General features: G+C 67.3%; 22 protein-coding genes. 14 read left to right on the top strand and 8 right to left on the bottom strand.

All coding sequences use genetic code 11. From position 1 onward, the window contains the following. Positions 1-36 precede the first annotated feature (36 nt). The gene (locus tag FZ029_RS05540) at positions 37-2,244 is read left to right on the top strand and encodes an ATP-binding protein (RefSeq protein ID WP_149268318.1); all 2,208 of its coding nucleotides are present in this window, start codon (positions 37-39) and stop codon (positions 2,242-2,244) included. 81 nt (positions 2,245-2,325) lie between these two features. On the opposite strand, the gene pdxY is transcribed toward FZ029_RS05540, so the two are convergent. Then, on the bottom strand, positions 2,326-3,186 hold the full coding sequence (pdxY, locus tag FZ029_RS05535) for a pyridoxal kinase PdxY (protein WP_149268317.1): 861 nt from the start codon (positions 3,184-3,186) through the stop codon (positions 2,326-2,328). A 203-nt stretch (positions 3,187-3,389) separates the two neighbouring features. Here pdxY and FZ029_RS05530 point away from each other — a divergent pair, with 203 nt between their 5' ends. Then, positions 3,390-4,262 (top strand): CoA ester lyase, encoded by an 873-nt coding sequence (locus tag FZ029_RS05530; RefSeq protein WP_149268316.1) that lies wholly within the window; start codon positions 3,390-3,392, stop codon positions 4,260-4,262. Positions 4,263-4,519: 257 nt separating this feature from the next. Beyond that, positions 4,520-4,810, top strand: a complete 291-nt coding sequence (locus FZ029_RS05525; RefSeq protein ID WP_149268315.1) for a KGG domain-containing protein — start codon at positions 4,520-4,522, stop codon at positions 4,808-4,810. 105 nt (positions 4,811-4,915) lie between these two features. On the opposite strand, the gene leuB is transcribed toward FZ029_RS05525, so the two are convergent. Beyond that, positions 4,916-6,031: a 3-isopropylmalate dehydrogenase gene (leuB, locus tag FZ029_RS05520; protein WP_149268314.1), complete on the bottom strand. Its 1,116-nt coding sequence runs from the start codon at positions 6,029-6,031 to the stop codon at positions 4,916-4,918. Between the two features lie 71 nt (positions 6,032-6,102). Then, on the bottom strand, positions 6,103-6,714 hold the full coding sequence (leuD, locus tag FZ029_RS05515; protein ID WP_109075248.1) for a 3-isopropylmalate dehydratase small subunit: 612 nt from the start codon (positions 6,712-6,714) through the stop codon (positions 6,103-6,105). 295 nt (positions 6,715-7,009) lie between these two features. Between leuD and FZ029_RS05510 the strand changes: the two genes are divergently transcribed. From FZ029_RS05510 to FZ029_RS05480, 7 genes are all read left to right on the top strand, one after another. Continuing rightward, positions 7,010-8,692: a hypothetical protein gene (locus FZ029_RS05510; RefSeq protein ID WP_247892156.1), complete on the top strand. Its 1,683-nt coding sequence runs from the start codon at positions 7,010-7,012 to the stop codon at positions 8,690-8,692. Between the two features lie 70 nt (positions 8,693-8,762). Next, positions 8,763-9,821: a glycosyltransferase family 2 protein gene (locus tag FZ029_RS05505; protein WP_149268313.1), complete on the top strand. Its 1,059-nt coding sequence runs from the start codon at positions 8,763-8,765 to the stop codon at positions 9,819-9,821. Continuing rightward, the gene (locus FZ029_RS05500) at positions 9,821-10,249 is read left to right on the top strand and encodes a GtrA family protein (RefSeq protein ID WP_149268312.1); all 429 of its coding nucleotides are present in this window, start codon (positions 9,821-9,823) and stop codon (positions 10,247-10,249) included. The genes FZ029_RS05505 and FZ029_RS05500 overlap by 1 nt, the downstream gene beginning before the upstream one ends. 68 nt (positions 10,250-10,317) lie before the next feature. Next, positions 10,318-11,169, top strand: coding sequence for a diaminopimelate epimerase (gene dapF, locus FZ029_RS05495; RefSeq protein WP_149268311.1), 852 nt, complete (start codon positions 10,318-10,320; stop codon positions 11,167-11,169). Then, positions 11,166-12,437: a tRNA (N(6)-L-threonylcarbamoyladenosine(37)-C(2))-methylthiotransferase MtaB gene (gene mtaB / locus FZ029_RS05490; protein WP_149268310.1), complete on the top strand. Its 1,272-nt coding sequence runs from the start codon at positions 11,166-11,168 to the stop codon at positions 12,435-12,437. Before dapF ends, mtaB begins: the two co-directional genes overlap by 4 nt. Positions 12,438-12,459: 22 nt before the next feature. Next, positions 12,460-13,791, top strand: a complete 1,332-nt coding sequence (ftsY, locus tag FZ029_RS05485) for a signal recognition particle-docking protein FtsY (RefSeq protein ID WP_149268309.1) — start codon at positions 12,460-12,462, stop codon at positions 13,789-13,791. 111 nt (positions 13,792-13,902) lie between these two features. After that, positions 13,903-15,411 carry an AMP nucleosidase gene (locus FZ029_RS05480; protein ID WP_149197407.1) on the top strand — a complete coding sequence of 503 codons (1,509 nt, stop codon included), beginning with the start codon at positions 13,903-13,905 and terminating at the stop codon, positions 15,409-15,411. Between the two features lie 169 nt (positions 15,412-15,580). On the opposite strand, the gene FZ029_RS05475 is transcribed toward FZ029_RS05480, so the two are convergent. The 5 genes from FZ029_RS05475 to FZ029_RS05455 all read right to left on the bottom strand — a co-directional run bounded on the left by FZ029_RS05475 (position 15,581) and on the right by FZ029_RS05455 (position 19,542). After that, positions 15,581-16,204 carry an FMN-dependent NADH-azoreductase gene (locus tag FZ029_RS05475; RefSeq protein WP_149268308.1) on the bottom strand — a complete coding sequence of 208 codons (624 nt, stop codon included), beginning with the start codon at positions 16,202-16,204 and terminating at the stop codon, positions 15,581-15,583. Between the two features lie 146 nt (positions 16,205-16,350). Beyond that, positions 16,351-17,121, bottom strand: coding sequence for a class II glutamine amidotransferase (locus FZ029_RS05470; protein ID WP_149268307.1), 771 nt, complete (start codon positions 17,119-17,121; stop codon positions 16,351-16,353). Between the two features lie 109 nt (positions 17,122-17,230). After that, a complete protein-coding gene (locus FZ029_RS05465) occupies positions 17,231-17,653 on the bottom strand; it encodes an ArsC/Spx/MgsR family protein (RefSeq protein ID WP_149268306.1) in 423 nt (140 codons plus the stop codon). A 2-nt stretch (positions 17,654-17,655) separates the two neighbouring features. Beyond that, positions 17,656-18,594: an ADP-ribosyl-[dinitrogen reductase] hydrolase gene (gene draG / locus FZ029_RS05460; protein WP_149268305.1), complete on the bottom strand. Its 939-nt coding sequence runs from the start codon at positions 18,592-18,594 to the stop codon at positions 17,656-17,658. 75 nt (positions 18,595-18,669) lie between these two features. Continuing rightward, positions 18,670-19,542, bottom strand: a complete 873-nt coding sequence (locus tag FZ029_RS05455) for an NAD(+)--dinitrogen-reductase ADP-D-ribosyltransferase (protein WP_247892155.1) — start codon at positions 19,540-19,542, stop codon at positions 18,670-18,672. Positions 19,543-19,745: 203 nt separating this feature from the next. On the opposite strand from FZ029_RS05455, the gene FZ029_RS05450 reads away from it, so the two are divergent. From FZ029_RS05450 to nifK, 4 genes are all read left to right on the top strand, one after another. After that, complete coding sequence (locus tag FZ029_RS05450; protein WP_149268303.1) at positions 19,746-21,056, top strand: hypothetical protein; 1,311 nt, start codon at positions 19,746-19,748, stop codon at positions 21,054-21,056. A gap of 395 nt (positions 21,057-21,451) precedes the next feature. Next, entirely contained in the window at positions 21,452-22,348 is an 897-nt protein-coding gene (gene nifH / locus FZ029_RS05445) for a nitrogenase iron protein (protein ID WP_098740339.1), read from the top strand. Between the two features lie 201 nt (positions 22,349-22,549). After that, positions 22,550-23,989: a nitrogenase molybdenum-iron protein alpha chain gene (gene nifD / locus FZ029_RS05440; protein ID WP_149197414.1), complete on the top strand. Its 1,440-nt coding sequence runs from the start codon at positions 22,550-22,552 to the stop codon at positions 23,987-23,989. Between the two features lie 31 nt (positions 23,990-24,020). Further along, the gene (gene nifK / locus FZ029_RS05435) at positions 24,021-25,580 is read left to right on the top strand and encodes a nitrogenase molybdenum-iron protein subunit beta (protein WP_149268302.1); all 1,560 of its coding nucleotides are present in this window, start codon (positions 24,021-24,023) and stop codon (positions 25,578-25,580) included. Positions 25,581-25,764: the final 184 nt, after the last annotated feature.

The following is a 25,764-nucleotide window of genomic DNA, read 5'->3' as shown; positions in this document are numbered from 1 at the left end:
TCCGGCCGCAAGCCCCCACTGGAAGCCGCAACGCCGATGCCCGTCCCCGGGTCCGCCTCTCCGCCGCTGCCCCGCTCCACCGCCGGTCTGGCGCAGGCGCTGCGTGGCCGTTTGGGGTCGGTGCGCTTCCTGATGACCGCCTCCGGCCTCGCCTTCATCCTCGTGGTCGACGCGCTGATCGGCTATGGCATGTTGCTGGGCCGGCGCGAGGCGCTGGATGCGGGGGAACGCGCCACCCGCGATCTTGCCCGCATGCTGGAATCGCAGACACTGCGCACCGCCTTTTCGGTCGACCAACTTCTGCGCGATCTCGCCTTCGCGCTCGATACGCTTCCGGACGGCACCCGGCGCGGCAGCCCGGCCATCCACGACCATCTGCGCGAGCGGCGCGATTCCTTCGCGGAACTGGCCGATCTGGTGGTGGTCGGCGCCGACGGCCTTGCCCTGCACCATTCGGCCGAGGCGCCTTTGCCGACGGTCACACTGTCGGACCGCGCCTATTTCGCCGGGCCGCGCGACGGCGCCGGACAGGGGCTGCATGTCGGCGCCCCCATCGCCAGCCGGGTGAGGACCGGAACGCGGATCATCCCCTTCAGCCGGCGCTGGACGGATCGCAACGGCGGCTTCCGCGGCGCACTGGTCGCCATGGTCGACCCGAACCGGCTGGCGGCGACGCTGGAATCGCGGGACATCGACCGCAAGGGCAGCGTGATCCTGGCGCTGGCGGACGGCACGGTCCTGCTGGACCGGCCGCCGGGCCACAATGCGCCGGCCCGGCTGACCGACTGGCCGGCCGTCTGGCAGGCATTGGCGGCGCAAGACGAGGCCACCATCCGCGACGCCATGCCCGGTTCAAACCCCGCCGGTTCGCAGCCGGGGGTCGACAGCCTGGTCAGCGTGCGGCGGGTGCAGGGTTATCCCTTCGTCATCGTGGCGACGTTGCCGGTGGGGTCGGCGCTGGCCGAATGGCGGCGCGACACGGCGGCCTGGACCGCCATCGGCACGGTCATGACCATCGCCATCGCCCTGCTGACCGCCTTCGTCGTCCGCCAGCATGCCCGGCGAGAGGAGGATCAGGCCCGGCTGGCCCGCGCCTCGCGCCGGATCCGCGGCATCCTCGATTCCATGCTGGATGCGGTGGTGACCTTCGACAGCGCCGGGCGCATCGTCACCTTCAACCGGGCGGCCGAGATGATGTTCGGCGTGCCGGAGCGCGAGATGATCGGCCAGCCGATCGAGGCGCTGATCCCCGACGCCCGCGGCGGCGCCAACGACCGCGACCTGACCGCGCTGCGCCGCGACGGCCATGCCTTTCCGGTCGGCTTCACCGTCAGCGATTTGCGGTTGGGCGGCAGCCCCTGCGCCGCGGCCTCCTACCCGGCCTCCGTCGGCGCGCTGCGTCCGGACGAACCGCGCATCTATGTCGGCGTCATCCGCGACATGACCCGCCGCAAACAGCAGGAGGCGGAACTGATCGCCTCGAAGACGCAGGCGGAACTGGGAAACCGGGCGAAGAGCGAGTTCCTCGCCAACATGAGCCACGAGCTGCGCACCCCGCTGAACGCCATCATCGGCTTCGCCGAGGTATTGGACAGCGAGTTCTTCGGCGCGGTCAACGAGCGGCAGAAGTCCTGCATCGCCGACATCCACGACAGCGGCCGGCATCTGCTCGACATCGTCAACGCCGTGCTGGACATGTCGAAGCTGGAATCCGGCCAGTTCGAGCTGTGCGAAGAGGCGGTCGAGGCGCATGAGGCGGTCGGGCAATGCCTGATGATGGTGCGCGACCGCGCCGCCGCCGGCGGGGTCGCCATCCACAACGAGGCGACGGCAGCCGTCGCAACCCTGTGGGTCGACCGCCGGGCCTTCAAGCAGGTGATCCTGAACCTGCTGTCCAACGCCGTGAAGTTCACGCCCGGCGGCGGAAGCATCACCATCACCGCCGGTCTGGACGGGGACGGCGGCTTCGCGTTGACGGTGGCCGACACCGGGATCGGCATCCCGCACGACTTCATGGCCGACCTGTTCCAGCCCTTCCGTCAGGCGGAGAATGCCGCGAACCGCCGGTACGAGGGCACCGGGCTGGGCCTGTCGATCTCGAAGAACTTCATCGACCTGCATGGCGGAACGCTGACCTGCCGCAGCGCGCCGGGGGCCGGGACCGCGATGACGGTTTGGCTGCCGGCGGAACGGGTGATCGATCGCTCGATCAAGATGGACAGCCACGCCGCGCCTGCGGCCTGAGACCACTTGGACTCACGCGGCCTCCGGCCGCCTGGACGCACGCGGCCGGAGGCCGCTCTCAGCAAGTGCGACAGAGGCGGATCAGCGAATACGCGTCGCGGTGAAACGGCGGGGCGGGTTGACGAAATCGTCCTGGGCGGCGATCAGCTGAAGCTCCCGCGTGCCGATGCGCTTGGTCGTCTCGAAGATGGCGAAGATCGCCGCCGCCGCCTTTTCCAGCGCGTCGGCCGGGTCGAAGGCGGTCAGGTAATGGCCGAGGAACAGCGCCGCCACCGCGTCGCCCGACCCGTTGGGCGGCGGATCGAAGGTCAGGCGCGGCGTGGATACCAGCCAGGAACCGTCGGCGCCGTCCGCCAGCATTTCGATGCTGTCGGGATCGGCGTCGCTGCGGGTCAGGCTGGTGACCAGGACCAGCCGCGGCCCGCGCGCGCGCAGCGCAGCGGTGGCGGCCAGCGCGTCGTCCAGCGTCTCCACCTTGCGGTCGGTCAGATATTCCAATTCGAACTGGTTCGGCGTCATCAGGTCAGCGGCGGGCACCGCATGGTCGCGGATGAATTCCGGCAGTCCGGGCCGCACGAAGAAGCCGCGCCCGACATCGCCCATCACCGGGTCGCAGCAATAGATCGCATTCGGATTGGCGCCCTTCACCCGCGCCGCGGTCTCCACGATCACCTGCCCCAGTTCGACAGCGCCCATATAGCCGGACAGCACCGCGTCCTGAGCCGGCAGCACGCCGCGGGCGGCGATGCCGTCGACGATGTCGGCGATATGCTCCGCCGCGAAGACCTGCCCGGTCCAGGCGCCATAGCCGGTGTGGTTGGAGAACTGGACGGTGTTCACCGCCGTGGCGTCGATCCCCAGCCGCTGCAGCGGAAACACCGCGGCCCGGTTGCCGACATAGCCATAGGCGACGTGCGATTGGATGGTGAGGACGCTTTTCATGAGGGTAAGCCTAAGCGACGGTCCGCCGGGCGTAAAGCCGCCGACTCCGGGACGACGGCCGGGACTTGCGGCATGGCTGCCATGCGCCTGCCCTTGCACCGGTCCGCTCGGACGCGCCACTGTGACGGCCTGGCCCATGGACAGGGCGGCGCCCCGCGGCTAAAGCTGCCGTCTCCAACCATCCGCATTTCCGGGAAACCGCCATGGCCACGACCGTCCGCCCCCGCCGCAGCGTGCTCTACATGCCGGGTTCGAACGCCCGCGCCCTGGAGAAGGGGCGCAGCCTGCCCGCCGATGGGTTGATCCTCGACCTGGAGGATGCGGTCGCCCCCGACGCCAAGGCGATGGCGCGCGACACCATCGCGACCGCGCTGTCGGCCGGCGGCTATGGCGGGCGGGAGCTGATCGTCCGCGTCAACGGGCTGAACACCCCCTGGGGCTATGACGATCTGCGCATGGCCGCGACCAGCGGCGCCGATGCCGTGCTGCTACCGAAGGTGGAGAGCGCCGACGCGGTGCGGCAAGCTGAAGCGGTGCTTCGCACCGCCGGCGCGCCGGCCGGCCAGACGATCTGGTGCATGATGGAGACGCCGCTGGGCATCCTGAACGCCAAGGAGATCGCCGGGGCTTCCCCCGCCGTCGGCGCGCTGGTGCTCGGGACCTCCGACCTTGCCAAGGACCTGCACGCCGCCCACACGGCGCAGCGGCTGCCGATGATCACCAGCCTGGGGCTCTGCCTGCTGGCGGCACGGGCCTATGGGCTGGCGGTGCTGGACGGCGTGCATCTGGACCTGAACGACGACGAGGGCTTCGCCGCCTCCTGCCGGCAGGGGCGCGAATTGGGCTTCGACGGCAAGACGCTGATCCATCCCAAGACGATCGCCGCCTGCAATGCGGCCTTCGCGCCGGACGCCGAGGAGATCGCCCAGGCCCACCGCATCATCGCCGCCCATGCGGAGGCAGCCGCGGCCGGCAAGGGCGTGGTGCTGGTCGACGGCAAACTGGTGGAGAACCTGCATGTCGAGAACGCCCGCCGGCTGGTGACCCTGGCGGAGGCGATCGCGCGGTTGGGGTGAGTGGTGCTGACTGCGCTTGCCCCCTCCCCATCCCTCCCCCGCTGGCGCGGGAGAGGGGGCAGGAGCTTTGCGGGAGTGCAGCGGCAGTCCCCTCTCCCGCGGAACGCGGGGGAGGGTTAGGGAGGGGGCACCCCGCGCAACCGCCCCCACATTGCTGGCCGTACCGACAATTCCAGTTGCAGAATTTATCGGTGATTTGGAACCAACCCCCCGGCTGTCCGGTTGTCGAATCAACAAGGCACAGTCGGAGGTTGGTTATGGCCTCGAAAGAGAGCAATCGTACGTCGGGCCGCGGCTTCGCGTCGATGGACCCTGATCGGCAACGCCAAATTGCCAGCAAGGGTGGCGAAAGCGTACCGGCCGACAAACGCAGCTTTTCAAAGAACCCGGAACTCGCGGCGGAAGCCGGGCGCAAGGGCGGGCGTAGCGTGCCCGCCTCCTCGCGCAGCTTCTCCAAGAACCCCTCGCTGGCGGCGGAAGCCGGCCGCAAGGGTGGACAGGCGAGCCATGGCGGACGGTCTCCCGACCGGCCGGCAGGCGGCGACTGACGCGGCGACCGACCGGGGCGATTGAAACGCTATGGATCGTGCAGACGAAAAAGCCCCCGTCCTTGCGGACGGGGGCTTTTTACCAAGGCACTGCCGATTGGGCGATCAGGACGCCAGCTTGTCCAACTCGCGCAGGATCGAATCGCCCATGACGGTGGTGGAGCAGCGCGCCATGCCCGGGGCCATGATGTCGGCCGTGCGCATGCCGCCGCCCAGCACGTTCTGGATGGACCGTTCGATCAGCTTGGCGTCCTCGTCCAGGTTGAACGAGTAGCGCAGGCACATCGCGAAGGACAGCAGCGTCGCGCAGGGGTTGGCGAGATCGCGGCCGGCGATGTCCGGGGCGGAGCCGTGCACCGGCTCGTACAGGGCCTTGCGGTGGCCGTTGGCATCCGGAGCGCCCAGCGAGGCCGACGGCAGCATGCCGAGCGAGCCGGTCATCATCGCCGCCTCGTCCGACAGGATGTCGCCGAACAGGTTGTCGGTGACGATGACGTCGAACTGCTTGGGGTTCTTCAGCAGCTGCATGGCGCCGTTGTCGGCGTACATGTGGCTCAGCTCGACGTCCTGGAACTCTTCCTGGTGCAGCTTGGTCACTTCCTGCCGCCACAGCAGGCCGGATTCCATGACGTTCGCCTTTTCCATCGAGCAGAGCTTGTTGCCGCGCTTACGGGCCAGCTCGAACGCGACGCGGGCGACGCGGCGGATTTCCGACGTGGTGTAGACCTGGGTGTTGACGCCGCGACGCTCGCCGTTGCCGATGTCGGTGATGCCGCGCGGCTCACCGAAATAGACGCCGCCGGTCAGCTCGCGGACGATCAGGATGTCCAGCCCGCGGATGACGTCGGCCTTCAGGGTCGAGGCGTCGACCAGCGCGTCGAACACCACCGCCGGGCGCAGGTTGGCGAACAGGCCCAGTTCCTTGCGCAGGGTCAGCAGGCCGGCTTCCGGACGCTTGGTGTAGTCGCTGGGGTTGTCCCACTTCGGGCCGCCGACGGCGCCCAGCATCACCGCGTCAACCGCCAGCGCCTCGGCCAGCGTGGCGTCGGACAGCGGAACGCCGTGGGCCTCGATGGCCGCGCCGCCGACCAGACCTTCGGACACGTCGAAGGTGATCTTGCGCTTGCGGTCCATCCAGTCGATGACCCGGCGAACCTGGCGCATCACCTCCGGGCCGATACCGTCACCGGGGAGGAACAGAAGCTTCTTATTGGCGGCCATGGCGGGCGCACTCCCAAATATCAGACGTCAAGAAGACAGAAGTTGAGGAGATCGGGGGAGGATGGGGGCGGTCAGCCCCACATCCACGGCTGGCCGGCGCGCTGCTTGCCCTCGTACCCGTCGATATGGGCCGCCTGCTGCAGCGTCAGGCCGATATCGTCCAGGCCGTTCAGCAGGCAATGCTTGCGGAACGGGTCCAGCTCGAAGGAGATGGTGCCGCCGTCCGGGCCGGTGATGGTCTGCTTCTCAAGGTCGACCGAGATGACGGCGTTGGACCCGCGCGACGCGTCGTCGAGCAGCAGGTCCACCTGCTCCTTCGGCAACTTGATCGGCAGGATGCCGTTCTTGAAACAGTTGTTGTAGAAGATGTCGGCGAAGCTGGGGGCGATGATGCAGCGGATGCCGAAGTCGGCCAGCGCCCACGGCGCATGCTCACGCGAGGAGCCGCAGCCGAAATTGTCGCCGGAAACCAGGATGCTGGCCTTGCGGTAGGCCGGCTTGTTCAGGACGAAGTCCGGGATCTCCTGCCCGTCGGGGGTGTAACGCATCTCGTCGAACAGATGCTTGCCAAGCCCCGTCCGCTTGATGGTCTTCAGGAACTGCTTCGGGATGATCATATCGGTATCGACATTGATCATCGGCAGCGGCGCCGCAACGCCGGTGAGAACCGTGAACTTTTCCATCGCCAGAAATCCTGTCGCGCAAGAAGGCGCAAGCGTGCGCATGCAGAGCGTGGTGAATAGCAGACCGAACAAGCCATTGCCAGAGGAAGCTTGCCCTTTTCCCGGCACGCAATGAGCGAACAGGCATGCGGGAATGCACTGTTGCGCATCTTTGTTGCGCGAATGGCTGGGGATCGTCCCGGTCCGGCCCGATTGCCGGCCCCGAAACGCAGCACCGGAACCGGCATTCCCCTTGCGGAGAGCGCGACCGCCACCTAAGGACAATACCGCGCAACAGCAAGGTTGTCCCGTTCCGATGCCGATAGCCGCCTCCCGCGAAGACCGCCCGTCAGACCGCCCATCGGATGGCTCGTCGGATGGCCCACCGGATCGCCGTGCCCGCCTGATCGGCATCGCCTTCCTTCTGCTGGCCCCGCCGGTCTATGGGCTGCTGACGCTGGCCTTCGGTATGGACGCGAACTGGGACCTGCGGAATTACCATTGGTACAACGGCTATGCGATGCTGACCGGGCGGATCGGACGCGATCTGCTCGTGGCGCAGATGCCGAGCTTCTACAGCCCCTTCCTCGACGTGCCCTTCTATTGGCTGGCAACCCACCTGCCGGCGCGGGCGGCCGGCTTCCTGTGGGGGACGCTGCAGGGGATCAACCTGTCGCTGCTTTATCTGCTGGCATCATTTTGCCTGCGGAACGTTCCGGACATGAAACGGACGTTGGTTGCTGTTGCGCTGGCGGTGATGGGCGGTCTTGGCGGCGGGACGCTGGGGCTGATCGGCACCACCTTTCAGGACAATGTGGTCAGCCTGGGCGTTCTGGGGGCGGCGGCGGTGGTCGCCGGCAGCCTGCCCGGCATCCTGGAGGGACGACCGCTGCCCAGCTTCGCACGGGTCGCGGCGGCCGGTCTGTTGGCCGGCGCGGCGATGGGGCTGAAGAATCCGACGGTGATCTATGCGGTCGGGCTGTGCCTGGGCTTCCTGGCCCTGCCCGCCCGGCCGTGGCGGCGGCTGTGGCTCGCCTTCTTCTTCGGCATCGGCGTGCTGGTGGGGCTGGCGCTGGGCGGCGGCGTGTGGATGGCGCATCTGTGGCACGATTACGGGAACCCGGTCTTCCCGCACATGAACCACATCTTCAAGTCACCCTTCGCCGCCATCTCCGACTACGTCAATGTCAGCTTCTTCCCGCCCGGCCTGTGGCAGCGGCTGTTCTTCCCCTTCGTCTTCACCGTCCACCCCCTGACGGTGGGCGAGGTGCCGTGGTTCGACCTGCGGGTGCTGGCGCTGTTCGTTCTGGTCCCGGTCGGGTTCGTCTGCGCGGTTGCCGGCCGGTCGATGGGGAGGCGGAACGATTGGCTGACCGAGGCCCCGGCGACGCGGTTCCTGCTGACGGCACTGAGCGTCACCTACGCGCTGTGGGTGGTGATGTTCTGCATCTACCGCTATCTGGTGCCGCTGGAGATGCTGGCGCCGCTGGGGTTGGTGATGGCGGTCGGGCTGCTGCCGCTGGCGCGCCGGCTGCGCATCGGGCTTGCGGTGGCGCTGCTGGCGGTTGTCCAGTTGACCGTGCAGCCGGCCGATTGGGGGCGGGTCGCCTGGGCGGACAAATGGGTCAAGGCGGAGGTGCCGCCCATCGAGGATGCGGACAATACCATGGTGCTGATGGCCGGCTATTGGGCCATCTCGCACGTCATCCCGTCCTTCCCGCCGCGTGTCACCTTCGTGCGCATCCAATCGAACTTCCTGCAGCCGGATTCGGTCGGCAACGGCTATCTCGCGATCATGAAGGACAAGGTGGCGTCCCACCGCGGCCCCTTCCTGATGCTGAGCACCATCCCCGACACGGCCGGCGCGGCGAAGGCGGCGGAGCTGCTCGGCCTGCGGCTCGACCCGCAACGCTGCCGACCGATTCCCAACAATCTGGGCGAGACGCTGAACCTCTGCGCCGTTGACCGGGTGGGCGGAAATCGGGAGACAGTGGAATAATCGGCGGGTTTGTGCTGTTTATCGCCGCTGACAGCCGTGCCTGTCCCGTCCCCAGCCAGAAGCCAGCGCCATGACCGTATCGACCCTCGACCGCCCTGCCGACCGCCCCGCCCCCACCCCGGCCGCCGACGCTTCCGGAACGCCGGCGGCGGCTGTGCAGGCAGGCCCGGCCCCCACCGTCGCGGTGCTGATCCCCTGCTACAACGAGGAGGCGGCGATCGGCAAGGTGGTGCAGGACTTCCGCGCGGCCCTGCCCGACGCCATCGTCTATGTCTACGACAACAACTCGAAGGACCGGACGGTGGAGGTCGCGCGCGCCGCTGGCGCCGTCGTCCGGCGCGAGCCGCTGCAGGGCAAGGGCAACGTCATGCGCCGCATGTTCGCCGACATCGAGGCGGACGTCTATGTGCTGGTCGACGGCGACGACACCTATCACGCCCCGAGCGCCCCGGAACTGGTCAGGCGCCTGTGGGACGAGCAGCTGGACATGGTCAACGGCGCGCGGGTGACGGAGATCGTCGCCGCCTATCGCCCCGGCCACCGCTTCGGCAACCTCGTGCTGACCGGCATGGTCGCCAAGATCTTCGGCAGCCGCATCGGCGACATGCTGTCGGGATACCGCGTCTTCTCCCGCCGCTTCGTGAAGTCCTTCCCGGCGCTGGCCAGCGGTTTCGAAACCGAAACGGAACTGACCGTCCATGCGCTGGAGCTGCGCATGCCGATCGCCGAGGTGAAGACCCCCTACAAGGACCGTCCGCCCGGATCGCACAGCAAGCTGAACACCATCCGCGACGGCATCCGCATCCTGCGCACCATCATCATCCTGGTGAAGGAGGAGCGGCCGCTGCCCTTCTTCTCCGCCGCCTTCGGGCTGCTGGCCCTGCTGTCGATGATCCTGGGCGTGCCGGTGATCGCGACCTATTTCGAGACCGGGCTGGTGCCGCGTTTCCCCACCGCCCTGCTCGCCACCGGACTGATGCTGCTGGCCTTCCTCAGCCTGACCTGCGGCCTGATCCTGGACACCGTCACCCATGGCCGCCGCGAGGCCAAGCGCATGAGCTACCTGTCGCTGCGCGCGCCGGGCAACCACCCGCCGCTGGCCGGCGCACGCGGGGACGAGCGCCGGTGATGGCATCGGTCGCAAGCCTTCTGGACAGCCGGCTTGGCCGGCTGGGGGTGCAGTTCGCCAAGTTCGGCGTCGTCGGCGTCATCGGGCTGGTGGTGGACACGGTCGTGCTCTACGCCGGCCTGGCGCTGGGGCTGCAGTTCTTCGCCGCCCGCGTGCCGTCCTTCTTCGCGGCGGCGACCGCCACCTGGGCGCTGAACCGCGCCTTCACCTTCCGTGGCGCGGCGAGCGAGCCTCTGCACCGCCAGTGGGCCAAGTTCATCGCCGCCAACGCCATCGGCGGCGTGGTGAATTACGGCGTGTCGGTGGCGCTGGAATCGAGCGTGCAGATGGTGGCCGAGCATCCCTTCCTGGCGGTGGCCGCCGGGTCGATCGCCGGCATGTTCTTCAACTTCGCGGCATCGAAGCATCTGGTGTTCAAGGGGGCATAACCGCCGCGATTCTGCGTTGCGCGGCGCCTTATGGACTTATGCCCGCGGCTCGCCATATAACGGCGGCCATGACCCGCGAATTCCTGAAGATGCACGGCCTCGGCAACGACTTCGTCGTGATCGACGCCCGTTCCGAAACCTACCGCCCCTCGGGCGCGGAGGTGCGCGCCATCGCCGACCGCCGGATGGGCGTCGGATGCGACCAGTTCATCGTGCTGGAGCAGACCGACGCGCCGGGCGCCGACGCCTTCATGCGCATCCGCAACGCCGATGGCAGCGAAGCAGCGGCCTGCGGCAATGCGTCGCGCTGCGTCGGCTGGCTGCTGATGGAAGAGAGCGGGCGTGACCGTGCCAGCTTCCAGACCGCCGCAGGTCTGCTGCACGCCTATCGCGCCGACAACGGCCGCATCACCGTTGACATGGGCGCCCCCCGCCTCGATTGGGCGGCGATTCCGCTGGCCGCCCCGGCCGACACGCTGCGGGTCGAGTCGGTCGAGCATGGCGGGTTCGCCGCTCCGGTCGCGGTGAACATGGGCAACCCGCACGCGGTCTTCTTCGTCGACGATGCCGAGGCGGTGCCATTGGACGAGGTCGGCCCGGTTTTCGAGAACCACCCGTCCTTCCCCGAGCGCGCCAACATCGAATTCGCCCAGGTGCTGTCGCCCACCGCCATCCGCATGCGGGTGTGGGAGCGCGGGGCCGGCATCACCCAGGCCTGCGGTTCGGGGTCCTGCGCCACGCTGGTGGCCGCCGTCCGCCGCGGCCTGACCGACCGCAAGGCCGACATCATCCTGGACGGCGGCACCCTGACCATCGAATGGACAGAGGACGGCCGCGTCCTGATGACCGGCCCGGTGGCGCTGAGCTTCAGCGGCCGGCTGTCGGCTGAACTGGTTTCAGCCCAGTTGGTTTCGGAATGAGCGACAGCACCGACAGCACGACGCAGACCGGCCCCGAGATCGTCACCTTCGGCTGCCGCCTGAACACCTACGAGTCCGAGGTGATGCGCAACCATGCGCGCAGCGCCGGGCTGGACGACGTGGTGATCGTCAACACCTGCGCCGTGACGTCGGAAGCCGAACGGCAGGCGCGTCAGACCATCCGCAAGCTGAGGCGCGAGCGGCCGGACGCCCGCATCGTCGTCACCGGCTGCGCCGCGCAGATCGACCCGCAGCGCTTCGCGGCGATGCCGGAGGTCGATCAGGTCCTGGGCAACCAGGAAAAGCTGCAGCCGGAAAGCTGGGGCCTGCCGCCGACCGAGAAGGTGCTGGTCAACGACATCATGTCTGTGAAGGAGACCGCCGGTCACCTGATCGGCGGATTCGAGGACCGCGCCCGCGCCTTCGTCCAGGTCCAGCAGGGCTGCGACCACCGCTGCACCTTCTGCATCATCCCCTATGGCCGCGGGCCGTCGCGCTCCGTCCCCATCGGCGGCATCGTCGAGCAGGTCCAGGCGCTGGTGAAGGCCGGCTACAACGAGGTGGTGCTGTCAGGCGTCGACATCACCAGCTACGGCCCCGACCTGCCGGGCTCGCCGTCGCTGGGACAGATGGTGCGCCGGCTGCTGGCGCTGGTGCCGGAACTGCCGCGGCTGCGCCTGTCCTCCATCGACTGCATCGAGATGGACGACGACCTCTGGCGCCTGATCGAGAACGAGCCGCGCCTGATGCCGCACCTGCACCTGTCGCTGCAGGCCGGTGACGACATGGTGCTGAAGCGGATGAAGCGCCGTCACGGCCGCGCCGACTCCATCGCCTTCTGCGAGCGGGTGCGCTCGATCCGGCCCGATGTGGTCTTCGGCGCCGATTTCATCGCCGGTTTCCCGACGGAGACCGAGGAGATGTTCCAGAACACCATGAAGCTGGTGGAGGAGTGCGGCCTGACCTGGCTGCATGTCTTCCCCTACAGCCCGCGCCCCGGCACGCCGGCCGCCCGCATGCCGCAGGTCGACGGTGCCGTCCGCAAGGAACGCGCCGCCCGCCTGCGCGCCGTCGGCGAAGCGGCGGAGGCCCGCACGCTGGCGAGCCTCGTCGGCCGCACCGCCACCGTGCTGGTGGAGAAGGACGATTTGGGCCGCACCGAGCATTTCGCCGCGATCCGCCTGGGCCAGATTTTTTCGCCCGGCTCGCTGGTGCCCGCCGCCATCACCGGCATCAAGGACGGCGTGCTGACCGGCACCCCGCTCTGACCCCTTTCATAGTGGACACTCCATGATTTTCCGCTGGTTCGGCCGCAAGAAGCCCGAAGAGACCGCGCCCAAGGACGAGGCGGCGAAGAACGAATCGGTCACCCTGGAGTCCACTACCCCCGCGCCGGAACCGGAGCCGGAAAAGACACCGGCGCCGCCTGCCGCTCCGCCTGTGCCCAAGCAGGAAGCCGAGCCGGTGCCGGAGTTGGCGCCCGCCCCGCCGAGCGCCGAACCGCCGCGCCCCGTGCCGCCGGCTCCCGTCGCGCAGACTCCGGTCGCCCCTCCCCCCGCAGCCGTACCGGTCGAGCCTCCGCCCGCTCCTAACCCGGCGGCTCCTGCCCCGATGCCGGAGCCGGAGCCCGTTCCGGAACTGCCGCCGGCTCCAGCCCCGGCACCCGTCGCTGCCGCTGCCGAAGAGGCGCCGCCGACCAAGAAGGGCTGGTTCGCCAAGCTGAAGGAAGGGCTGTCCAAGTCCTCGTCCAAGCTGACCGACGGCATCACCGGCATCTTCACCAAGCGCAAGCTGGACGACGAGGCGCTGGAAGAGCTGGAAGAGCTGCTGATCACCGCCGACCTCGGCCCGGCCACCGCGGCGAAGGTCACGGCGGAACTGGCACGCACCCGGTTCGGCAAGGAGGTCTCGCCGGAGGAGGTCAAGTCGACGCTGGCGGCCGAGGTGTCGAAGATCGTCACGCCGGTCGCCAAGCCGCTGGTGCTGGACCCGGCGCTGAAGCCGCATGTCATCCTGGTCGTCGGCGTCAACGGCACCGGCAAGACCACCACCATCGGCAAGCTCGCCCGCCAGTTCAAGGCGGAGGGCAAGAGCGTGATGCTGGCCGCCGGCGACACCTTCCGCGCCGCCGCGGTCAGCCAGCTGAAGATCTGGGGCGAGCGTACCGGCTGCCCGGTCGTCGCCCGCGACACCGGCGCGGATGCCGCCGGGCTGGCCTATGACGCGCTGGAGCGGGCACGGGCCGAGAAGGTCGACGTGCTGCTGATCGACACCGCCGGCCGTCTGCAGAACAAGACCGGCCTGATGGAGGAGCTGCGCAAGATCGTCCGCGTCATCAAGAAGCTGGACGAGACGGCGCCGCACACCACCCTGCTGACGCTGGACGCCACCACCGGCCAGAATGCACACAGCCAGGTCGAGATCTTCCGCGACATGGTCAACGTCAACGGCCTGATCCTGACCAAGCTGGACGGCTCCGCCCGCGGCGGCGTTCTGGTCTCGCTGGCGGAGAAGTTCAAGATCCCCGTCCATGCCATCGGCGTCGGCGAGGGCGTCTATGACCTGCGCCCGTTCGATGCGGATGCCTTCGCCAAGTCGCTGATGGGGCTGAACGCCGACTGAGCGGCAGGGGCGGAAGCAGGGGCCGGATCGTCATCGCCGAATGGGTACGCACCGGAGGATGGCCGAAATTCGGCCTTCCCAGCCGGTCGTTCGTACCCCATCTTTGACGACATGAACGACAAAGCCCCGCTCCAGCCCGGGTCGGCCGGGCGTTTCACCGATGCCAAAGCCGCACTGGCCTGCGTGCGGGATATTTATGACCGCAACACCGCATATCTGCGCGACCGCTTCGCCGCCTATACCCAGGGAGAAGAGGAAGGCGGACGAAACCGGGCCTATTACCCCTATGTGCGGCTGACTGCCGTGTCGGGGGCCGCGGTCGACACCCGGCTGTCCTACGGCTTCGTCGAGGGGGTCGGCGTCCATGCCACCACGGTGACGCGGCCCGACCTGTTCGAACGCTATCTGCTGGAACAGTTCACGCTTCTGCTGCGCAACCACGGCGTCCCGCTGGAGGTCGGTGTCAGCGAAGAAGCGATCCCGATCCATTTCGCCTTTCCCAACGGCATGTATGTGGAAGGCGATCTGCCGCCGGACCGCCTGACCAAGCTGCCGGATCTGTTCGATCTGCCCGATCTGGCGCGGATGGACGACACCATCGTCAACGGCACCTGCGATACCGGGCCGGACGCGGTGAAGCCGCTGGCCCTGTTCACCGCCCCCCGGGTGGATTTCTCGCTGCACCGGCTGCGCCACTACACGGCCACTGCGCCGGAGCATTTCCAGAACTTCGTCCTGTTCACCAACTACCAGTTCTATGTCGACGAGTTCATCCGCCTGTCGCGCGAGATCATGGAGCCGACCGGTGATGCCGAACTGGCCGCCTACCGCTGCCAATATGACAGCTTCGTCGAGCCGGGCGACATCGTCACCACCAACCAGAATCTCGGCGGCACATTGGATGGCGCTTCGGCCAAGCTGATGCGAATGCCGCAGATGCCGGCCTATCACCTGAAACGGCCGGACGGCAACGGCATCACGCTGGTGAACATCGGCGTCGGTCCGTCCAACGCCAAGACGATCACCGACCATATCGCGGTGCTGCGCCCGCATGCGTGGCTGATGCTGGGCCATTGCGCGGGGCTGCGCCAGACCCAGCGGCTGGGCGACTATGTGCTGGCCCACGGCTATGTCCGCGAGGACCATGTGCTGGACGCCGACCTCCCGCTGTGGGTGCCGGTACCGGCGCTGGCCGAGGTTCAGCGGGCGCTGGAGACGGCGGTGGAGCGGGTGACCGGGCTGTCGGGCTTCGACCTGAAGGGCATCATGCGCACCGGCACGGTGGCGACCATCGACAACCGGAACTGGGAGCTGCGCGATCACCGCGAGCCGCTGATGCGCTTCAGCCAGAGCCGCGCCATCGCGTTGGACATGGAAAGCGCGACGATCGCCGCCAACGGCTTCCGCTTCCGCGTGCCGTACGGGACGTTGCTGTGCGTGTCGGACAAGCCGATGCACGGGCAGTTGAAGCTGCCGGGCATGGCCGACCGCTTCTATCGCGAGCGGGTCGACCAGCATCTGAAGATCGGCGTGCTGGCGATGGAACTGCTGCGCGGGCACGGGATGGAGACGCTCCACTCCCGCAAGCTGCGCAGCCTGGCGGAAGTGGCGTTCCAGTAGGGGGGTGTCGGCCGTGGTTGCCCCCTCCCCATCCCTCCCCCGCCTTCGGCGGGAGAGGGGGTAGAACGCTTGCGGGGGCCATGCAAAGGAACGGCAGCAGTCCCCTCTCCCACCGAAGGTGGGGGAGGGTTAGGGAGGGGGCACGTGCGTTATCCGCCCCCTCAAAAACTCAAGCCGCCACCAGCAGCCCTTCGATCTCCTTCGCAGCGCCGGCCAGCGCCTTCTCCTTGGCCTCCGGACCCATGCCGATGCCCTCGGCGCGGATGAAGGTCACGTCGGTGATACCGAAGAAGCCCAGGACCGTGCGCAGATAGGCTTCCTGGTGATCCAGGCCGGCCAGCGCCGGGTTGGTCGAATAGACGCCGCCGCGGCCCGAGGCGACGATCACGCGCTTGCCGCCGGCCAGACCCTCGGGGCCCTTCTCGGTGTAGCGGAAGGTGCGGCCGGCTTGGGCGAGGCGGTCGATCCAGGCCTTCAGCTGGGTCGGAATGGAGAAGTTGTACATCGGGGCGCCGATCACGACGACGTCGGCGGCGAGGAACTCGTCGACCAGGGCGTCGGTCAGGGCCAGTTCTTCGCGCTGACGCTCGCTGAGGCCTTCCAGGTTGCGGAACTTCACGACCTGCATCAGCTCGCCGGTCAGGTGGTCCGGCGGATTGGCGGCGACGTCGCGGGCGACGACGGTCGCCGACGGTTCGGCCTTCACCAGGGCCTCGACGATGGAGGCGGTCAGCTGGCGGGTGACGGAGGCGGTGCCGAGCGGGCTGGAGTCGACATGCAGGATCGTGGTCATGGCGGAAGGAGCCTCTTGGTTGTTGCGGCCGTCATGTGCGGCCGGTTTCTGACAGCCAAGATGCCCCTTTGTTTTCCAGCGGTTAAGCCGGGTTGTGCGCGAAAGATCGTCTCTGGAGAAGCAACAATCAGCCCGGACGGAGCCGGTCAGCGCGTCACCAGCGCCCCATTGCGGAAGACCGCCATCTGGCCCGGCTGCATCACCGTCCAAGCCTCGTCCCTGGTCAGCGGCCGGGTGGCGACGACGGTGACCACGTCGTTGGGCGTCGTCTCCTTGGAGAAATCGACGCTCATGTCGGCATCGAGCAGGGTCGCGGCGCCGAAGGGAGCCTTGCGGGTCAGCCAGGCGAGGTTGGTGGCGCAATGGCACCACAGATACCGCCCGTCGCTGAGCAGCATGTTGAAGACGCCGAGCGTCCCCAGATCGGCGGCAAGATGGCGGATCAGCTTCATCAGGCCGGAGGTGGTCTTCGGCGGCTCCGGATACTGCATGCGGATCTGGTCGAGCAGCCAGCAGAAGGCATGCTCGCTGTCGGTGCTGCCGACCGGCTCGTAGAAGGTCAGGATGCGGTCCTTGATGCCCTTCAACTGGCCGTTATGGGCGAAGGTCCACACCCGGCCCCACAGCTCGCGGGTGAAGGGATGGGTGTTCTCCAGCGACACCCGGCCGCGGTTGGCGCGGCGGATGTGCGAGATCACCGTGCAGGACTTGATCGAATATTGGCTGACCAGCCGGGCGATCTCCGACTCGGCACTGGGCGACGGGTCGTGGAAGGTGCGGCAGCCCTTCCCCTCGTAAAAGGCGATTCCCCAGCCGTCGCGGTGCGGACCGGTCTGCCCGCCGCGGCGCATCAGGCCGGCAAAGCTGAAACAGATGTCCGTGGGCACGTTGGCGCTCATGCCCAGGAGTTCGCACATGGTGTCCTCGTCTGCCGCTGGTCGTCGCCTCGGAGGCGACAAGCTACGACAGGCGGTGCGCAAGGTCACGCGCTGACGTTCATGGTTTAGGGCTTCATGGTTTCGGCCCTCATGGTTTGGGACAGGGCGGCATGTCCGGCCGCAGGCACCCCTCCATCTTCCCTGCCGTCGGCACAGCACCGCCCAGCCCGATCCAGGCGTCCACCCGGTCGGTCTCGAACCCGCAGTCGCGGCGATCGCCGACCTGCATCAGCGGGCGGCGGATCAGTAAGGGCCGTTCGACCATCGCGGCGAGCGCCGCGGCCTCGTCCATCGCCTCCGGCACCACCTCGCCGCTCTTCACCGCCGGGGCAGCGCGGTTGAACCAGTCCGCCACCGGCCGGTCGCCGAAGAAGGGACGGAGCGTCGCCGCCGTCCAGGGCTCGGCGAGCAGGTCGCGGGCGATCACCCGGTGACCGGCCTGCTCCAGCAGGGCTTTCTGCCGGGCATTGCCGCCGCAGCCGGGCTTTTCGAAGAAAATCACGTCAGTCATCGTCATTTCTCCCGGAACAGCGGCGCGCGGGCCAGCAGCGCGTCGGTTTGCTGACAAATCTCGTCGTAAACTTTGCGGTCCAGCTTGCGCAGCCAGCGCGGCGGGATCGACTCGACGCCATAGGTGGCGCCGGCCAGCATGCCGGCGATGGCGCCGGTGGTGTCGGCGTCGCCGCCCTGGTTCACCGTCTCCACCACGCAGGATTCGACCGAATCGGTCTGGAAGTAATAGTGGAAGACGGTCTGCACCGTATCGACGATGAAGGCGGTGGACAGGCCGCGGTAGGGTTCGAACTTGAACTGGCGGTGTCTGGCGATCAGGGCGTTCGCCTCCTCCCGCGCGGCGACGATGCCGCCGCCCAGAACCAGCCGCCGCACCATCCGACCCAGCGCGATCACCGCGGAATCGGACAGCTGGTTGCAATGGGTGATGTGCGACTGCTCCACCGACCAGCGTTCGAACGCCGCGTCGTCGCCCAGCGTCGCCAGTGCCACCGGCAGGTTGCGCATCGCCGCGCCGTTGCCGGCGTGGTATTCCGACTCCGGTTCCTCCAGCGTGCCGTGCATGATGAAGCGGCGGATGCCGCGCCGTGTCGTGTCGCCGACATCGACCGGTACCGACTTCAGCCAGATCGCGAACTCCTCGGCGGCGCGGCGGGCCTCCCATTCCGGACCCGACAGGATGGCGCGGCCGAGATGCAGCGACATCTCGGTGTCGTCGGTCACCTGCCCCGCCGGAAGCTTCAGCCAGCCGCCGCCCTTGATGTGCTTGTGGACACCATATTGGTGGGCGATCTCGCCCTTGGTCAGGAACTCCACCGTCGCCCCCAGCGCATCGCCGCAGGCGAGGCCGAGATAGGCGCCGAGCGCCCTTGATCGGATTTCAGGGGATCGGATTTCAGGGGATCGGATCTCGGGTGTCAAAATCGTCGGATCGGTCATGCCATCGGGCAAAGCGCCCGCCCCTTCCTGGTGCGCCCGGCAAACGGCCACAAGCCGACGCCCGGCGTGAGGTTGTCAGAGAAGCGACACACCCACCCGATAGTCCCCGCCGATCACCAGATATTCTCCTTCGCCCTGGAACGGGTAGCGCGGCAGAATGTCGCGGAAGAAGACCACCTTGGACAGCGGCACCCAGGCATCGAGGATGTAGTCGCCGAACTGGCCGGCGATGTCGCGGTTGATGGAAAAGGAACACAGGTTGTTCAGCCGCAGCACCGCCGTGCGCTTGTCCGGCCGGGCGACGATGTGGTGTTCCTCGAAATCGTTGACGCCGCGGTACAGCCGGATGTGCGAGGCCCAGTTGGGCATCGGCGCGTCGGGCCAGCCGCGGCGGATCGTCCACTGGCAGAACTCGTACAGAAGGTCGAGCTGCAGGTGGATGTTGTTGTTGTGGAAGCGGGTCGACTGCTTCTGCTCGCCATAGGCCGCCCAGGCGTCGGAGGCGAAGCGGTGGATCGGTTCGCCATGGAAGGTCGGCAGCAAACCGAAACGGCTCTCCACCCAGCCCTTCAGCACCGCCCCTTCCGCGCGGTTGCTGTCGAACATCCAGCCCTTCAGCAGGCGCAGGTAGCTGGCGCGGAAACGGCGCTTGCCGTCCGGCCCCTCCGCCCCGGAGAAGTCGGGATTGACCCCGAACACCTCGGCCATATGGCGCTGGAAGACATCGGAGGCGGTCAGCGCGTCGGAACTTTCGTCCAGCGCCTCGAACAATGCGGCGTGTTCGCTGCGGGTGGCGCCGATGCGCAGGCGCCGCGGCTCGTCATTGTAGGCTTCGCTGCACAGCGCGGCGGCCGGGACATTGACGAGATTGGTGCGGTGGGCGCGCAACGCCAGCGGAGAATCGGGCGGCGGGTCGGCCTCCACCGTCCGTCCATTCGCATCGCGCATCAGAGCCCCATCCGTCACGCCAAGCCGCTCCGTCCGAATGTCATTACTTCTCATATGGATATTGCATAAGCCGGCGCGTGCCAAGCCTTCCCCGCCGCAACCGGCGGAGGCGTGTCGCCGCATGTCGCAATATTGTCCATTTGAAGCCGAACGGTCCGTACCCATACTCAGTACAGCGACGCTTACGATCCGGCGGCACCCGCATGGCCTTCTGGCCGACCAAGTACGACGACAGCCGGCGCCGGCGCACTCCGCCCGTGCCCGCGCAGACGCCTGTCCGGCCCTCGCCTTCCGCCGACCCGGCGGCTCCCGCGCCCGGCGCCCCCGACAGCCGCCCGCCGCGCGGCATGGCGGAGGCGCGCACCACCCTGCGGCTCGCCCAGCTCCTGCGCGGGTCGATCACGCCCCTGCGCGGCGACGCCGTGCTGGAATTGCTGGAGCCGCACCGGCCGCGGCTGGTGCCCAAGCCGATCAACCCGCTGCCGGGACTGGTCGGGCAGCCGCCCGGCCGCTTGATGGAAGCGCTGCTGCGGCCGATCGGGCAGATCATCACGGACGTGCTGCTGCCGGGAGTGCGCGACCATCTGATCGACCGGCTGGTGACCGGCCGCACCGACCATGAGGCAAGCCTGCCGGGCGCCGTCGACCTTGCCGAGGCGATGCGGACGCTGGTCAGCAGGATGCGCGGCGGCGGCAAGGGCCATCTCCAGGCGGTGATCGCCGCCATCGAGGCCGATGCCCGCACCACCGCCGACAGGCTGACCAAGGACACCCGCCCCGTCGACGTCGGTGGCATAGACCAGCTGGCCCGCGCCCTGCTGCGCTTCGAGGTGCGGCGAATGGTGCTGGAGGCATTGGGCGGCGGCAGCGCGTTGCAGGACGTCGTCTATCAAGCACGTCGGCTCGCCCGTTATTCGTTGCGCCGGGCGACGGAGGCGATCGAGGGCTTCGTCGCCGACCGCGGACTGAAGACGCTGCACGCCAGCCTCGCCACGTTGGCCCAGGCCGACGGGCTGATCGTCATCGCGCTGCGCAACCTGGACGACCAGGAGGAGACGAAGGAGGAATCCGGCCCCTTCGTCGAGCCGGCCGACCGCAAGGCGATGAACGACTGGCTGTCGGCGGCATGGCGGCTTTCCGACACTTTGTTCGATCTGATCGGCAAGGCGGCAGCCGGCGGCGAGTTGGACGACCTGCTGTTCGCCGCCCTGCTGCGGCAGCTGCGCAGCCTGCACCACTTCTGCGCCGACCTCAGCCATGCCGGCCGCCCGGCCGCCGTGGACACGCTGAAGCAGCGGCTGGTCGACCGCTGCGACGCGCTGGCCCGCCTCACCGGGGAACGGTTGGTCGAGGCGCTGCTGGCCAAACCCGCCGATCCGGCGCTCGCCCGCCGCCTGATGGCTCGCGGCCGTCTGCTGGCGCAGCTTCTCTACGACATGAACCGCGACGAGGCGGTGGAGGAGCTGGCGCTGCGCATCGTCGTCGCGGCGGAAGCGCTGGGCGAAGGGCGGTAGGGTTCGGCAGTGGGGTTGCCCCCTCCCTATCCCTCCCCCGCTCACGCGGGAGAGGGGATCGGACTCTTGTCGGCGTAACGTAAATGTCGAAGCGGCGGCAGTCCCCTCTCCCGCAAAGCGGGGGAGGGTTAGGGAGGGGGCATTCGAAGCCGACACCTCCCTAAGTCACCACCCCCGCAAAAGACCCGACAAAATGTCGGGCTTTGTCGTGTGTGTCGGGACCCCGACAAAGAGACTGCACGCACCGCCACCATGAATAGTCATTCATTATCAATTACTTGCTGATTTTTTCCGCTCTGGCACGGGTCGTGCAATCCATGAAATCCGAAGCGGCCACGAACCGGCCGCACCGGATCGAAGCACAGTCCCACGACCCAAGCACAGGAGCGACCCACATGGCCAAAGCGCCTCTGCGTCAGATCGCCTTTTACGGCAAGGGCGGTATCGGTAAGTCCACCACCTCTCAGAACACGCTGGCCGCTCTGGTCGAGCTGGATCAGAAGATCCTGATCGTCGGCTGCGACCCGAAGGCCGACTCGACCCGCCTGATCCTGCATGCAAAGGCCCAGGACACCGTCCTGCATCTGGCCGCCGAGGCCGGTTCGGTCGAGGATCTGGAACTCGAGGACGTCCTCAAGATCGGCTACAAGAACATCAAGTGCGTCGAGTCCGGCGGTCCGGAGCCGGGCGTCGGCTGCGCCGGCCGCGGCGTCATCACCTCGATCAACTTCCTGGAAGAGAACGGCGCCTACGACGACGTGGACTATGTGTCCTACGACGTGCTGGGCGACGTGGTCTGCGGCGGCTTCGCCATGCCGATCCGCGAGAACAAGGCCCAGGAAATCTACATCGTCATGTCCGGCGAGATGATGGCGCTGTACGCCGCCAACAACATCGCCAAGGGCATCCTGAAGTACGCGCACAGCGGCGGCGTCCGCCTCGGCGGCCTGATCTGCAACGAGCGTCAGACGGACAAGGAATGGGATCTGGCCGACGCGCTGGCCAAGCGCCTCGGTTCCAAGCTGATCCACTTCGTGCCGCGCGACAACATCGTGCAGCACGCCGAGCTGCGCCGCATGACGGTCATCGAATACGCTCCGGACAGCAAGCAGGCCGGCGAATACCGCGCGCTCGCCAACAAGATCCACGCGAATTCGGGCCAGGGTTGCATCCCGACCCCGATCACCATGGAAGAGCTGGAAGAGATGCTGATGGACTTCGGCATCATGAAGACCGAGGAGCAGCAGCTCGCCGAGCTGGCTGCCAAGGAAGCGGCGAAGGCCGGCGCCTGATCCCGGGCGTAGCGACGGTTGCCTACCGGCCCCCCTGCCCCCGCGCAGGGGGGACCGCCTGAACACTGGCCCTTTTCCCCAGCCCCGCACGACGTCGACCCAACGACTGCCCATCGGTTCCGGCCGGGCGACGTCGGCGTGGGAGGGAGGGGCTCGGTCACGCGCTGCAGTGGCGCGGAATATTCAAGCAGGAGGCCGGCTATGAGCCTGTCCGAGAACACCACGGTCGACGTCAAGAACCTCGTCAACGAAGTCCTCGAAGCCTATCCCGAAAAGTCCCGCAAGCGCCGCGCCAAGCACCTGAACGTGCTGGAGGCCGAGGCCAAGGACTGCGGCGTCAAGTCGAACGTCAAGTCCATCCCCGGCGTCATGACGATCCGCGGCTGCGCCTATGCCGGTTCCAAGGGCGTGGTGTGGGGTCCGATCAAGGACATGATCCACATCTCCCACGGGCCGGTCGGCTGCGGCTATTACTCCTGGTCCGGCCGCCGCAACTACTACATCGGCGACACCGGCGTGGACAGCTGGGGCACGATGCACTTCACCTCCGACTTCCAGGAGAAGGACATCGTCTTCGGCGGCGACAAGAAGCTGCACAAGGTCATCGAGGAAATCAACGAGCTGTTCCCGCTGGTGAACGGCATCTCGATCCAGTCGGAATGCCCGATCGGCCTGATCGGCGACGACATCGAGGCGGTCGCCCGCGCCAAGTCGGCGGAAATCGGCAAGCCGGTCATCCCCGTGCGCTGCGAAGGCTTCCGCGGCGTGTCCCAGTCGCTGGGCCACCACATCGCCAACGACGCCATCCGCGACTGGGTGTTCGAGAAGACGGAACCCAAGGCCGGCTTCGTCTCCACCCCCTATGACGTCACCATCATCGGCGACTACAACATCGGCGGCGACGCCTGGTCGTCCCGCATCCTGCTGGAGGAGATCGGCCTGCGCGTGATCGCCCAGTGGTCGGGCGACGGCACCATGGCCGAGCTGGAGAACACGCCGAAGGCCAAGGTCAACCTGATCCACTGCTACCGCTCGATGAACTACATCGCGCGCCACATGGAAGAGAAGTTCAATATTCCGTGGATGGAATACAACTTCTTCGGTCCGAGCCAGATCGCCGAATCCCTGCGCAAGATCGCCGCTCTGTTCGACGACAAGATCAAGGAGAACGCCGAGAAGGTCATCGCCCGCTACCAGCCGATGGTCGATGCGGTCATCGCCAAGTACAAGCCGCGGCTGGACGGCAAGAAGGTCATGATCTACGTCGGCGGCCTGCGTCCCCGCCACGTCGTCGATGCCTATCACGACCTGGGCATGGAGATCATCGGCACCGGTTACGAGTTCGCCCACAACGACGACTATCAGCGCACGCCCCACTACGTGAAGGAAGGCACGCTGATCTACGACGACGTCACCGCGTTCGAACTGGAGAAGTTCGTCGAGGCGATGCGTCCCGACCTCGTCGCGTCGGGCATCAAGGAAAAGTACGTGTTCCAGAAGATGGGCCTGCCGTTCCGCCAGATGCACAGCTGGGATTATTCCGGCCCGTACCACGGCTATGACGGCTTCGCGATCTTCGCCCGCGATATGGACCTGGCCATCAACAACCCCGTCTGGGGCGTGATGAAGGCCCCGTTCTGACCATCGGCCTCTGGAACAGGAGAATTTGAGAATGACCGACAAGCTTTCGCAGAGCGCCGACAAGGTCCTCGACCACTACACCCTCTTCCGGCAGCCCGAATACGCGGCGATGTTCGAGAAGAAGAAGACCGAGTTCGAGTACGGCCATTCGGACGAGGAAGTCGCCCGTGTGTCCGAATGGACCAAGTCCGAGGAATACAAGGCGAAGAACTTCGCCCGTGAAGCGGTCGTCATCAACCCGACCAAGGCCTGCCAGCCGATCGGCGCGATGTTCGCCGCCCAGGGCTTCGAAGGCACCCTGCCCTTCGTCCACGGCTCCCAGGGCTGCGTCGCCTATTACCGCACCCATCTGACCCGCCACTTCAAGGAGCCGAACAGCGCGGTCTCCTCGTCGATGACGGAAGACGCGGCGGTGTTCGGCGGCCTGAACAACATGATCGACGGCCTGGCGAACGCCTATGCGCTCTACAAGCCGAAGATGATCGCGGTGATGACCACCTGCATGGCCGAAGTCATCGGCGACGACCTGCAGGGCTTCATCGCCAACGCGAAGAACAAGGAAAGCGTTCCGGCGGACTTCCCGGTCCCCTACGCCCACACCCCGGCCTTCGTCGGCAGCCACATCGTCGGCTACGACAACATGATCAAGGGGATCCTGAGCAACTTCTGGGGCACGTCGGAGAATTTCGACACGCCCAAGACCGAGCAGATCAACCTGATCCCGGGCTTCGACGGCTTCGCCGTCGGCAACAACCGCGAACTGAAGCGCATCGCCGGCGAATTCGGCCTGAAGCTGCAGATCCTGTCCGACGTGTCCGACAATTTCGACACGCCGATGGATGGCGAGTACCGCATGTATGACGGCGGCACCACCATCGAGGAGACCAAGGAGGCCCTGCACGCCAAGGCCACCATCTCCATGCAGGAGTACAACACGACCCAGACCCTGCAGTTCTGCAAGGAGAAGGGCCAGGAGGTCGCCAAGTTCAACTACCCGATGGGCGTCACCGCCACCGACGAACTGCTGCTGAAGCTGGCGGAACTGTCGGGCAAGCCGGTGCCGGCCAGCCTGAAGCTGGAGCGCGGCCGTCTGGTCGACGCCATCGCCGACAGCCACACCCACATGCACGGCAAGCGCTTCGCGGTCTATGGCGACCCGGACTTCTGCCTGGGCATGACCAAGTTCCTGCTGGAGCTGGGTGCGGAGCCGGTGCACATCCTGTCGACCTCCGGCTCCAAGAAGTGGGAGAAGCAGGTCCAGAAGGTGCTGGACGGCTCGCCCTTCGGCAAGTCCGGCGCGGCCTACGGCGGCAAGGACCTGTGGCACCTGCGCTCGCTGATCTTCACCGACAAGGTGGACTACATCATCGGCAACAGCTACGGCAAGTATCTGGAGCGCGACACCAAGGTTCCGCTGATCCGCCTGACCTACCCGATCTTCGACCGCCACCACCACCACCGCTATCCGACCTGGGGCTACCAGGGCGCGCTGAACGTGCTGGTGCGGATCCTGGACCGGATCTTCGAGGACATCGACGCCAACACCAACATCGTCGGCCAGACCGATTACTCGTTCGACCTGATCCGCTGATCGGTGCGCCGGCAGGCAGGCCGGCGGCGATCCAGGCATCGGTTCCAGGCATCGGTTCCAGGCATCGGTTCCAGCCTACCCGACGGGCCGGGGTTTCCATCCCCCCGGCCCGGCGGCAACCTCCCCAACCCGGAGAGCGCCGGCGACGGCACGCTCCGGGTATTTTTGTTTGCGCGAATGCCGG

This window comes from Azospirillum sp. Sh1 (genome assembly GCF_008365135.1).
Lineage (GTDB): Bacteria > Pseudomonadota > Alphaproteobacteria > Azospirillales > Azospirillaceae > Azospirillum > Azospirillum oryzae.
The sequence above is the reverse complement of the archived record's forward strand: the minus strand, read 5'-3'. Positions and strand labels throughout refer to the sequence as shown.

What these genes read in the sequence shown, in the direction of transcription:
- pdxY (WP_149268317.1), bottom strand. Translation starts at nt 3,186, where the DNA reads ATGAAAAGCGTCCTCACCATCCAATCGCACGTCGCCTATGGCTATGTC.
- nifK (WP_149268302.1), top strand. Translation starts at nt 24,021, where the DNA reads ATGACCGACAAGCTTTCGCAGAGCGCCGACAAGGTCCTCGACCACTAC.
- nifH (WP_098740339.1), top strand. Translation starts at nt 21,452, where the DNA reads ATGGCCAAAGCGCCTCTGCGTCAGATCGCCTTTTACGGCAAGGGCGGT.
- FZ029_RS05450 (WP_149268303.1), top strand. Translation starts at nt 19,746, where the DNA reads ATGGCCTTCTGGCCGACCAAGTACGACGACAGCCGGCGCCGGCGCACT.
- dapF (WP_149268311.1), top strand. Translation starts at nt 10,318, where the DNA reads ATGACCCGCGAATTCCTGAAGATGCACGGCCTCGGCAACGACTTCGTC.
- FZ029_RS05470 (WP_149268307.1), bottom strand. Translation starts at nt 17,121, where the DNA reads ATGTGCGAACTCCTGGGCATGAGCGCCAACGTGCCCACGGACATCTGT.
- FZ029_RS05525 (WP_149268315.1), top strand. Translation starts at nt 4,520, where the DNA reads ATGGCCTCGAAAGAGAGCAATCGTACGTCGGGCCGCGGCTTCGCGTCG.
- leuB (WP_149268314.1), bottom strand. Translation starts at nt 6,031, where the DNA reads ATGGCCGCCAATAAGAAGCTTCTGTTCCTCCCCGGTGACGGTATCGGC.
- leuD (WP_109075248.1), bottom strand. Translation starts at nt 6,714, where the DNA reads ATGGAAAAGTTCACGGTTCTCACCGGCGTTGCGGCGCCGCTGCCGATG.
- FZ029_RS05510 (WP_247892156.1), top strand. Translation starts at nt 7,010, where the DNA reads ATGCCGATAGCCGCCTCCCGCGAAGACCGCCCGTCAGACCGCCCATCG.
- nifD (WP_149197414.1), top strand. Translation starts at nt 22,550, where the DNA reads ATGAGCCTGTCCGAGAACACCACGGTCGACGTCAAGAACCTCGTCAAC.
- mtaB (WP_149268310.1), top strand. Translation starts at nt 11,166, where the DNA reads ATGAGCGACAGCACCGACAGCACGACGCAGACCGGCCCCGAGATCGTC.
- draG (WP_149268305.1), bottom strand. Translation starts at nt 18,594, where the DNA reads ATGACCGATCCGACGATTTTGACACCCGAGATCCGATCCCCTGAAATC.
- FZ029_RS05500 (WP_149268312.1), top strand. Translation starts at nt 9,821, where the DNA reads ATGGCATCGGTCGCAAGCCTTCTGGACAGCCGGCTTGGCCGGCTGGGG.
- FZ029_RS05540 (WP_149268318.1), top strand. Translation starts at nt 37, where the DNA reads ATGCCCGTCCCCGGGTCCGCCTCTCCGCCGCTGCCCCGCTCCACCGCC.
- FZ029_RS05530 (WP_149268316.1), top strand. Translation starts at nt 3,390, where the DNA reads ATGGCCACGACCGTCCGCCCCCGCCGCAGCGTGCTCTACATGCCGGGT.
- FZ029_RS05455 (WP_247892155.1), bottom strand. Translation starts at nt 19,542, where the DNA reads ATGCGCGATGCGAATGGACGGACGGTGGAGGCCGACCCGCCGCCCGAT.
- FZ029_RS05505 (WP_149268313.1), top strand. Translation starts at nt 8,763, where the DNA reads ATGACCGTATCGACCCTCGACCGCCCTGCCGACCGCCCCGCCCCCACC.
- FZ029_RS05465 (WP_149268306.1), bottom strand. Translation starts at nt 17,653, where the DNA reads ATGACTGACGTGATTTTCTTCGAAAAGCCCGGCTGCGGCGGCAATGCC.
- ftsY (WP_149268309.1), top strand. Translation starts at nt 12,460, where the DNA reads ATGATTTTCCGCTGGTTCGGCCGCAAGAAGCCCGAAGAGACCGCGCCC.
- FZ029_RS05480 (WP_149197407.1), top strand. Translation starts at nt 13,903, where the DNA reads ATGAACGACAAAGCCCCGCTCCAGCCCGGGTCGGCCGGGCGTTTCACC.
- FZ029_RS05475 (WP_149268308.1), bottom strand. Translation starts at nt 16,204, where the DNA reads ATGACCACGATCCTGCATGTCGACTCCAGCCCGCTCGGCACCGCCTCC.